The sequence below is a fragment of the Arsenophonus endosymbiont of Apis mellifera genome (assembly GCF_903968575.1).
GTDB lineage: Bacteria > Pseudomonadota > Gammaproteobacteria > Enterobacterales > Enterobacteriaceae > Arsenophonus > Arsenophonus apicola.
In genome coordinates, this window is record NZ_CAJCFU010000033.1 from 1 (window position 1) to 9,616 (window position 9,616).

Sequence of the window (9,616 nt, forward strand, 5' to 3'; positions counted from 1 at the left end):
TCCGTTACTTTCCTTTAAATCAGCCCCAAAGTCGCGACACACTTCACCTGCATACTGATGAAATGCTTTGTAGTGCAAGCCACTGAGTACTTTCTTTCGGTACTTAGTCACAAAGACAAGGTGAACATGTAAAAGAAACGCTGCATGTCTTGAACGGTTGATTTTATATTTTTGCATTGAAATTAACCGGATATACGGTAAGATAGTGAGATAATTTACTACACACTGAGTAATAATGCTAATTCTAAAAGCCTACAAATTCAGACTCGAACCAACCGAAAAACAGTCGCAACGTTTGCGGCAGTTGTGCGGATGCGCTCGTTTTATCTGGAATTACGGGCTAGCAGAGACGCAACGCATTATTGAATCCGGCGGTAAACTACCGTCAGCGTTTGAACTAAATCGGATGCTCACAGAATGGAAAAAAAAGCCGGAACATTCCTTTTTGCAAGAAGCCTACACGGATAATCTTCAGCAGAAACTCAAAGATCTGCACGGGGCATGGAAACGCTGCTTTGATAAAAAACTGGCAGCAAAAGCTCCTGTATTTAAAAGGAAAAATGACGGGCGTGATTCAGTTCGTTTTGTTAATTTTGATAAATATTGTCAGCTCGATAATGGCAGAGTGAGATTACCGTCAGGTTTGGTATGGGTAAAGTTCCGGCAGTCGCAAAAGCTGTACGGTAAGATTAAAAACGCAACCGTTAGCCAACATGCGGGACACTGGTATATATCGTTTCAGGTCGAACTGGAAATGGACATTCAGCCTCATTCGTCAGCAACAATGATTGGTTTGGATGCAGGTGTAACCAGACTCGCCACGCTGTCAGACGGCACAGTGTTTGAACCTGTAAACAGTTTTAAAACCAACCAAAAAAAGCTGGCGAAATTCCAGCGTCAGTTAAGCTGTAAAGTTAAATTCAGCAATAACTGGAAAAAACAGAAGCGAAAAATCCAACGTCTCCACTCGCATATAACCAATATCCGCAAAGACTACCTTCACAAAGTCACCAGTGAAATCAGCAAAAACCACGCGATGATCGTCATTGAGGACTTAAAGGTCAGTAACATGTCGAAATCGGCAAAAGGTACACAAGAGCAGCACGGACGGAATGTCAGGGCAAAATCAGGACTTAACCGTTCGATACTGGATCAGGGTTGGTATGAAATGCGCCGTCAGCTTGAGTACAAGCAGCTATGGCGCGGTGGTCAGGTATTAGCTGTGCCTCCGGCATATACAAGTCAACGGTGTGCATGTTGTGGTCATACAGCGAAAGAAAATCGTCAATCACAAAGTAGATTCGAGTGCCTTGAGTGCGGGTATACAGAGAACGCAGATATCAACGGAGCTCGTAACATTTTAGCGGCAGGACATGCCGTGTTAGCCTGTGAAGTGAACGGTGCAGTAATGCCGTCAGCAGCAGGAACCAGGCTTCTGAGCGATCAGATAGTCTCCGACTAACGGGAATCCCCCTCCTGAGTCACGAAGTGTGAAGGTGGGGGAGGATGTCAAGAATTGCGCGGTAAATTGACCAGGGGGGAATGTTCTCGGCCACCTTCCGGTTAACCCAATTCCCCATTGACCAGACAACAAGCCATAGCACCGCAAGTCCCCCCATAAGCAGCAGCCACTTAAAATCCACGACAAACTCAGAAAGCAGTGCTAAATAATTTAACGCACCTGTCCACTTTTCTCTGGGTACGAGACCGGCCAGCTTCGGGATGAACTTTTCACAGACCATGTTCATCATCAGCCCAATTAGCCCCAGCAAAAAAAGCGGATAGGTTAACGCGCCAAGCAAGGCGGTAACCATCCTTTTTTTCCCCGCGACTATCTCACCCGCACGCCGCAACGCCGCAGACAGGTTGCCCGATAACATGCCCGAGTTAATCAAGGTCGCCTCCGAAACAGGTAGCCAATCCAGTAACACCAGTTCAAATGCCCCCTGCCCCTCATCCAGCGCCGATAGGCAATCGGTCAACAGCACTGCAAAGGGATGATGCTTGCGACCAAAATCGGTGACCACGCTTCGCATATCAAGAAAGGCTTGCTGCAACGATTTGTTGTTATCCAGCAAAAACGCCAGCTGGTCATAAAAAGCGATACGGTCTTTGGCTGTGAAGGTTTTTTGGTAAATCCTGCGAAGCATCGTTTTGAGGTGAGGTTGGATGCCTGTAAAAGGTAAAGAAGAAAACATGCTGACCCCATAAAAAAGACTTGTTAATAAGTTTTTTAATGTTAAAATAAAACCTATAAATAGGTTTCTTAGTGAGGTTTTTATGCCAACAACCATTCTTAGTACAACAACGGCTAGCATTACTGAATTGAAAACAAACCCAATGGCAACAGTTAATTCAGGAGATGGGTATCCGGTTGCAATTTTGAATCGTAATCAACCTGCGTTTTACTGCATTCCTGCCGAGTTATATGAACAAATGTTAGAGTTTATTGATGACCAGGAATTAGCAAACCTGGTCAAAGAGCGTGCAGAGCAAACATTGCATGATGTCAATCTGGATCGTTATTTATGATCCATAAAGTTAAGTTCAGAACTGATGCACTTAAAGAATGGAACAGTCTTGATCGTTCCATTCAACAGCAATTCGCCAGGAAGTTGAAGAAATGCGCTGAGAATCCGCATATTCCAGCAGCCAGGCTGAAAGGAATGCAAAATTGCTATAAGATTAAACTCAGATCATCTGGCTTCAGACTTGTTTACCAAATCATCAAGGATGAGTTAATCATTGCAGTTGTTGCCGTTGGAAAACGTGAGCATAGTGAAGTTTATAAACTTGCTAGCAAACGACTGCGTTGACATCCTCCTCTTTATTCGGGCAGCAACGTATAACTATCTTCATCAATCGGACAGATAAAATGCGCCGCCAGTGGGTCAACTTCTCCCGCATGAATGTAGTGCAACAGGTGCTGATTGCGGGTGATACCGCCTAATGTTCGATGCCAGTAGGTTTTTGCAGCCAGCTTTCCCTTTGTCCGATACAGCTCAAAAAATTGCGCATCCGGGGATAATACTTCCGCTACCACAATGCGCCCGACAATCCCGGATTGACAATACTCGCATCCTTCATATTTTCGCATAAACACCTTTTCAGGCTGGCATTGGTGTTCAATCAGCAAGCGATCGTCCTCCTCAAGCTGCCCGGCTACCTGCTGATAGGGCACTTTGCAGTGCGGACATAAGCGTTGTACCAGGCGTTGACTAATGAGTCCAACAAACAGTTGCGGGTCTGCAATCAGTCGGGCGGATACCCCTTCTATTTCCAGTCTTTCCAGGATACTTAACGCATCATTGGCGTGTAGGGTCGTCATCAATAGATGCCCTGTCATCGCTGCTTTTAATGCGGTGATGGCCGATTCCAAATCGCGGATTTCGCCGTTTAAGATGGCGTCTGGGTCGCAGCGCAGTGCGTAAGCCATCGAGAGCAGCCAAGCGCGCTTGATTTCTTCGGTATTTTTCTTGTCCGCAATAATCGGCGTCTGGATTGCGCCGTAGATACGCCCTTCGGGTGGGTCTTCAATGGTTAACAACCGTCTTGTCGGCAACTTGTTGACACAACGCCACATTGAAAGATACGTTGATGCCGCGGTGCGTAACGTCGTCGATTTTCCTGAGCCGGTTGGCCCCGATAAAATCATTACGCCTTCAGGGCGCCGCAAAATCCGTTTCAAAACCTTGACTTGCTCTGGCAGAAAGCCTAAGGTTTCAAAGTCCGGTACGTTGTCGCCGTCATCTTTAATCAAACGCATCACCACATACAGCCCACAGACCGAGGGCATATGCGCATAGCGGGCGCCAAATATCCCCAGTGGCTTTAAAAAGCGCTCGGCAATCCGGCCATCCTGATGAAGATTGGGGTAAAACTGCTTCTCGGTGACGTCACACATCGACAGAATAATAGTGGACGCCAGCGCCATCCCCTCTTCCTTGTTGATACAATCCAGCCGTTGTAATTCACCGTGGACTCTGGCCTCAACAAAACAGAATTCACTGCCATCTCGGCCAATGGTAAAATGCAGGTCAGAGGCGGATAGCGCGATTGCCTTTCGAAAGTAATTTAATACCCGTTGCTGATTAACGCTGTGACTAGTTACGTCACTTGGTAGCGTAATAGCAACTTGATTCATCTCGTCGAGGGAAACAATCGCCAGACGAATTAAACCCGGATACTGTTTTTCCAGTTGACCGACATAGCGTTGAACGTCAAAATTCCCGCCAAAGTTTTCTGCCACAAAAACATCAATCAGCCCGTCTTCTCCAGATTTCACCCGCACAAAACGGGCAATCTCTGCATCGGGCGGTGGAAGGGTACTTAACATAAGGGGTTACTCCTTTAATAAAATCCCAGCAGGCGTTTTTCGTTTCCATCCCCGACGATGACCGCGTGTGGGGTAATGGATTCAATCCAAAAAGACGTATCGAGAACCCGCTCACCGTGATGAAGTTCAGTGGTTTTTCCATTAGCAAAAATCAGTCTGGCGGTCAGTTGCTTGCCACTGCCGTATATTTCTTCTACTTTTGGCAACAGTGTGTTGGGGGAGGCCTTCACGCCTTCAATTGCGCGTGATTTCGATATTTGCACATTCACCCCACTGTCTTGAAGCTCCCGTTGTATTTTTGCCCGCGCGGCTTTCGCTTCTAGCAAAATGGTTTCTGCCTGCAGCTGCTCCAGATGCTTCACGGTGTATTCTTCGATATCGAACATCGGTAATTTTTGGGGTGAGGTGAGCGTAGAGGGTGTTTGCGCAAAGAGTGCACCACTTAACCCCCATATCGCAAAAAACTGCACATATTTAATCATTGGCATACAATGCTCCTTCAATTCGGTAAAGCAGACGCCCCTGACTGAGGCGGATGGTCAGAGACTGCAATCGCAATCCCACATCGTCGAGTGCGTCAAATAACAAAATGGGGGTGATAGGGGTTTCCAACGTAAAGGGAAAACGTTGCCACGATGAAGTCAGCGCTTCATTTGACGCTTCCGGCTCCTGAAGATTGAGATTAAGACGCATGCGTTGGGCAAAGGTCGTTAAGCGCTGGATTTGACTATCCCTATCCGGCAACGCCCGTGTATCTTTCACCATCTGAAATTTGACCGGTTGCGAAAAGCCCCCAATGTCCCCTTCCTGCGGTAAGTTAAAATACGGCTGGGATTTCGGAAAATGCTGTTTGACGCGCTCGGCAAAATCACCGACCGTAGTCCCTGGCACACGGGTGTAAGCAAAACGAATTGTTCCGTCCTGGCTACATTGGGCCTCAGTAAATCGCCAACCGGCCAGCGATAATGGCAGCGCTTGCCACTGCGCTCCACAGCGTTGGATGAACGCTTTTACCCGGGGCATTTCTTGCCAAGGGGTGGTTGAAGTTGATTGCGCTTGCTGTTGGGCAAGCAATGTCTTTCTGATTTCTGCCTGGTGCAAGGCTGCTTTTTGCGCCTGATAGCTGCGGAAGCCCCAATGTCCGGTGGCGAGTAAAATCAAAAGCGCCGTAATACCCAAAAAAACACCTCGGCGAGAGGTGGTTTTAAACCGCGCGCTAGCTGGGAACCCCCCTTTGCAAATGAATGCGTCCAAATCAAAAGGGGTGCTATTGGGGATTTGCCAGTCTTCTGGTGCAAAAATCTGCCAGCCTGTCTCTGGCTCACTATTAGGGGTCAGCTTGGAAAACGGAAAATATCCTACGCTAAGCTTATTTTTTGTACCGACCTATATTAACTGCACGCAACGGACGGTATTTACCTGAGCCCAACTTTAGATTATTCCGCCAGATATAATCACCACTTAGATTGATATGCTCCCAACCTAGAGGGGATAAATGAGAAATTAATGCCTCATGAATCTGAATTCCTTTTCGTTTTAAAGATTCGATAGCTCTTTCTATATATACGGTATTCCACAACGTAATCGCCGCTGTTAACAATGTTAACCCACAGGCACGATAGCTTTGATTTTCCAGACCTCGATCTCTGATTTCGCCTAACCGGTGCATAAAAATGGCTCGTGCTAGGGCATTGCGAGCTTCACCCTTATTTAAACCTGCTTGCACTCGACGACGTAGCTCAGGATCGCAAAACCAATCCAGCATAAACAGCGTTCGTTCGATACGACCGATTTCCCGTAATGCTTTTGCCAGACCATTTTGTTTGGGATAACTCGCCAATTTTTTTAACATTAGCGACGCAGTGACTGTTCCCTGTTTAATCGAGGTTGCCAGCCGAAGTACCTCATGCCAATGTTTTTCAATTTCCCGGATATCCAGACTCGTCGAGGATATCAGCGACTGTAGCCCCGGGTATTGTTCTGCTTTCCCTTTGATAAATAGTTTCTTTTCAGGAAGATCCCTGATCCGAGGGCAGAATGCAAATCCCAATAAATGCATAAGTGCGAAGACATGCTCAGTGAAACCAGCTGTATCGGTATAATGCTCTGTAATTTCCAATTCACTTTCGTGATACAACAAGCCATCAAGTACATGGGTAGAATCTCTTACTCTGCTAATGACTTGAGTATAAAATGGGCTGTATTGATCTGAGATATGAGTATAAATCTGCACACCAGGCTCTGGGCCGTATTTTAGATTTACATGTCCTGCATATCGACCATGACTTCCAACCCGAAAATTTTGCCCGTCAGATGATGACGTTGTACCATTTCCCCACACGGCTGCCAGCGGGCTCTTTTTTTGGGTATTCACCAGCTCAGCAAGTGCAGCTGAATAAGTTTCATCTCTGATGTACCAAGCTTGAATACCTTCGAGTGATGATTTTGTTGTTCCTGGGCAGGACTGAGCCATTTTCGTTATCCCCAAATTGATACCATCTGCAAGGATAGTCGTCAGTAACAACTTTTTGTTTTTGGGTCTGACGTGATTATTTTTGAGGTGAGTAAAGTGGTGGGTAAATCCACTCCAACCGTCCACTTCATCTAATATTTCAGTGATTTTTGGGCGAGGTAACATGGCATAAACGAGGTCAGCAAAAGGAGAAACGTCTGAAGGAACGCTGTCATCAAGTGGCGTTACTTTTACACCATTTTCTGATATATCAACATCATGCAAATCTCCCGCAATCGCCATCGCATTCACTTCTTCCAGACGTGATGATAACAGCGCCATACGTGAGCTAAGGTATTTTTGGCAATCTGTTGGAATGGCGAGTGGTAACTGAGTCTCTTTGAGTAATTTTTCAAAATCAGCGGAAGGAATAAGATAATCGTCAAAATTCTGGTAGCGTCGCGACCCCTTTACCCAGATATCACCCGATCTTAATGCGCCTTTTAGCTCATTAAGGACACAAAACTCATAGTATTTTCGGTCAATCCCCGAGGGGGTTATGACCAATTTTTTCCAGTTTTCAGGGATAAAATTTATGGGCGCGGATGGCGGCACCTTTCGGAGTTGTTTTCGGTATATTTCTTTAAGGGTCTCAAGCGCTTCACTAAGTGACAGCGCTGTAGGAGTTGCCTTGAATTGCAATGCTGATAACATACGGGGGGCATATTTACGCAACGTACTGTATTTTTCGGTGATCAGATTAAGAGGCTCAAAATTATCCTTTCGGGCTAAAAACTGTGTTTCTTCCAGACTGGCGACAAATTCTGGCCAAGGAAGTACGCCTTCTATTGCAGTCCAAGGATCATCCCCTGATTCTCGTGCATTTAGCAGAGCCTGCCCAACGGTAAGATATTGCTTTAACTTACTCTGAATGAGTTTTCCTGTTTTTTGAAGTCGTTCGGCCTGTGTACGCTTTGCTCTACTGAATAAACTGCCCAAGATACGTTCATGTAATTCGATAATTTCATCAGTCAGTGTGGCCCTTGCTTCTGAGATAACACAAACCAACATGGCGTAACGACGTGTCTCGGAGAATTTAGCCAGATCCCTGCTATTCATTTTTCTACCTTCTCGAGCCAATTTGAGCAGTCGGTTTTGGTGAACGGAAAGCGAAATACCTTCAGGTAAAGCCAATCCCTCAATAGCATTTAATCTATCAATATGCTGCAACACATTTTTACCATTAATTTTCCCCGGAGGTTGAAGCAGCCAAGCAAGACGGCTTAGTTGTTCATCCCCTGAGATCAACAGATTATCTAAGGCTGTTTTATGTTGTGGTTCCAGTTGCGTTGTCAGTGCTGTAAACACTGCTCTATCCGCAATTGTCGTGGCTTCAGCAAGGGTCCTCTCAACCACATCAATGGAAGGGAAGATAACATTATTATTATGTAGCCAGATGAGCATCTCTTCAGCAAGGATCAAACCTTTGTCGGTTCGCATAGCATGAGGATATAAATGACTAATGCACATTTTTTGCAAAGGCTTACTGAATGGCACTAATTGTAAATAGCGATAGAGCTCGGCAAGGTGCTCCCAACGGGTTTCCTCTCTAGCAGCGTACTTTTGCCATAAATCAGGATTGAGTTTCAATCTCTCTGCCACTCTGGATAGAATACCATCGTGGGGAAGCGCATTTTTATCTGGGGTAAAACCCAGCCCTCGTAGATAACAGAGTAAAATTGCAAAGCCTAAACGGTTAGGGGGTCTTCGATGTTTTTTAATGAGAATCAGATCTTGCTCATTTAAAAAACATATTCGTGCGAGCAGGATGTCATCATCAGGTACAACCAGTAAACGTTCTTTTTCATCACTGCTCAGTATTTGTCGTCGTGGCATCAATGCTCTCCCAGAATACGGACATAGCTCGCTCTGATTTTCAAAATATAAGCCTATTAAGAAAATGTTTTCTGTTTAACAATGCGTATAACCGTTCGTTCAGAAACACCACATAACCTCGCAGTATCTCGGATGCTCTGCCTATTATTTACTCGAAGTTCAATGATTTTTTCATGCAATTGATGGTCAGCCTGACGCCCCCTGAATTTACCTACCGCCTTAGCTTTTGCTATACCTTCCTGTTGTCGGCGGCGACGATCCAGATAATCTTTTCTAGCGATAGCAGCCAGCATGTCTAACATCATCCCGTTAATAGCTTTAAGCATAACAAAGGTAAACTCATCGCCAACATTTGACGTCAGAGCTATATGGCTTGTTGGAAGATCCAAACTAACAACAATAAGGTCTTTTTCCTGGATAAGACGTTTTAATTTTTCCCAACCCTTTTCATCTAGGCGTGAAAGACGATCAACCTGTTCAATGAGAATAATGTCACCAGATGCTGCATCATCAAGCAAACGTAAAAGTTCTGGTCGTTGGAGTGAGGCCCCAGATACATTTTCAGTGTACCAACTGGCCATGCGAAACCCTTTTTCTTCAACGAAAGCTTTCATCCTATTTTTAGCTCGGAGAGCGTCCTGTTCTTTTGTTGATGCGCGGAGATAACCATGAATGTACATTTTTCACCCATTGATGACGTTTAAGTGGTGATCATAATGTATATGACAGATAAGTAATGATCTAATAGAAAAATGTCAACCCATTAGCTTGTGACAATGGGGTGTACTCAAATGTCATGCGTGGTTAGGTTTTGAGTTTACAATGATGAGGTGAAAGAGAAGTGGTTAAATAGGTAAAAGAATTTAGACAATATCAATTTGTACATAAAATAGCCTTAGCGTAGGATATTTTCCGTTTTCCAAGCGCACCCC

Annotated in this window: 10 protein-coding genes; 3 read left to right on the forward strand and 7 right to left on the reverse strand. The window is 45.3% G+C overall.

The window, feature by feature from the left end:
- Nucleotides 1-177, reverse strand: a 177-nt coding sequence (locus tag H1X92_RS04225; protein ID WP_180558337.1) for a transposase, incomplete at its 3' end; no start/stop codon positions are given.
- Between the two features lie 58 nt (nucleotides 178-235).
- Between H1X92_RS04225 and H1X92_RS04230 the strand changes: the two genes are divergently transcribed.
- The gene (locus H1X92_RS04230) at nucleotides 236-1,462 is read left to right on the forward strand and encodes an RNA-guided endonuclease InsQ/TnpB family protein (RefSeq protein WP_180558336.1); all 1,227 of its coding nucleotides are present in this window, start codon (nucleotides 236-238) and stop codon (nucleotides 1,460-1,462) included.
- Nucleotides 1,463-1,481: 19 nt separating this feature from the next.
- On the opposite strand, the gene H1X92_RS04235 is transcribed toward H1X92_RS04230, so the two are convergent.
- Complete coding sequence (locus H1X92_RS04235; protein ID WP_180559004.1) at nucleotides 1,482-2,198, reverse strand: type II secretion system F family protein; 717 nt, start codon at nucleotides 2,196-2,198, stop codon at nucleotides 1,482-1,484.
- A gap of 82 nt (nucleotides 2,199-2,280) precedes the next feature.
- On the opposite strand from H1X92_RS04235, the gene H1X92_RS04240 reads away from it, so the two are divergent.
- Together H1X92_RS04240 and H1X92_RS04245 are read left to right on the forward strand one after the other, a co-directional pair.
- Entirely contained in the window at nucleotides 2,281-2,532 is a 252-nt protein-coding gene (locus H1X92_RS04240; RefSeq protein ID WP_026824096.1) for a type II toxin-antitoxin system Phd/YefM family antitoxin, read from the forward strand.
- Complete coding sequence (locus tag H1X92_RS04245) at nucleotides 2,529-2,816, forward strand: type II toxin-antitoxin system RelE family toxin (RefSeq protein ID WP_180559005.1); 288 nt, start codon at nucleotides 2,529-2,531, stop codon at nucleotides 2,814-2,816. The genes H1X92_RS04240 and H1X92_RS04245 overlap by 4 nt, the downstream gene beginning before the upstream one ends.
- An 11-nt stretch (nucleotides 2,817-2,827) precedes the next feature.
- Here the strand turns inward: H1X92_RS04245 and H1X92_RS04250 are convergent, their stop codons facing one another.
- From H1X92_RS04250 to H1X92_RS04270, 5 genes are read right to left on the reverse strand one after another with little or no spacing between them, the layout of a single operon-like run.
- Complete coding sequence (locus tag H1X92_RS04250) at nucleotides 2,828-4,336, reverse strand: GspE/PulE family protein (RefSeq protein ID WP_180559006.1); 1,509 nt, start codon at nucleotides 4,334-4,336, stop codon at nucleotides 2,828-2,830.
- 14 nt (nucleotides 4,337-4,350) lie between these two features.
- Nucleotides 4,351-4,824, reverse strand: coding sequence for a type IV pilus biogenesis protein PilP (gene pilP / locus H1X92_RS04255; protein WP_180559007.1), 474 nt, complete (start codon nucleotides 4,822-4,824; stop codon nucleotides 4,351-4,353).
- On the reverse strand, nucleotides 4,811-5,674 hold the full coding sequence (gene pilO2, locus H1X92_RS04260; RefSeq protein ID WP_180559008.1) for a type 4b pilus protein PilO2: 864 nt from the start codon (nucleotides 5,672-5,674) through the stop codon (nucleotides 4,811-4,813). The genes pilP and pilO2 overlap by 14 nt, the downstream gene beginning before the upstream one ends.
- A 31-nt stretch (nucleotides 5,675-5,705) precedes the next feature.
- Entirely contained in the window at nucleotides 5,706-8,684 is a 2,979-nt protein-coding gene (locus H1X92_RS04265) for a Tn3 family transposase (protein ID WP_180558317.1), read from the reverse strand.
- Between the two features lie 56 nt (nucleotides 8,685-8,740).
- Nucleotides 8,741-9,364 carry a recombinase family protein gene (locus H1X92_RS04270; protein WP_006663401.1) on the reverse strand — a complete coding sequence of 208 codons (624 nt, stop codon included), beginning with the start codon at nucleotides 9,362-9,364 and terminating at the stop codon, nucleotides 8,741-8,743.
- Between the last annotated feature and the right edge of the window lie 252 nt (nucleotides 9,365-9,616).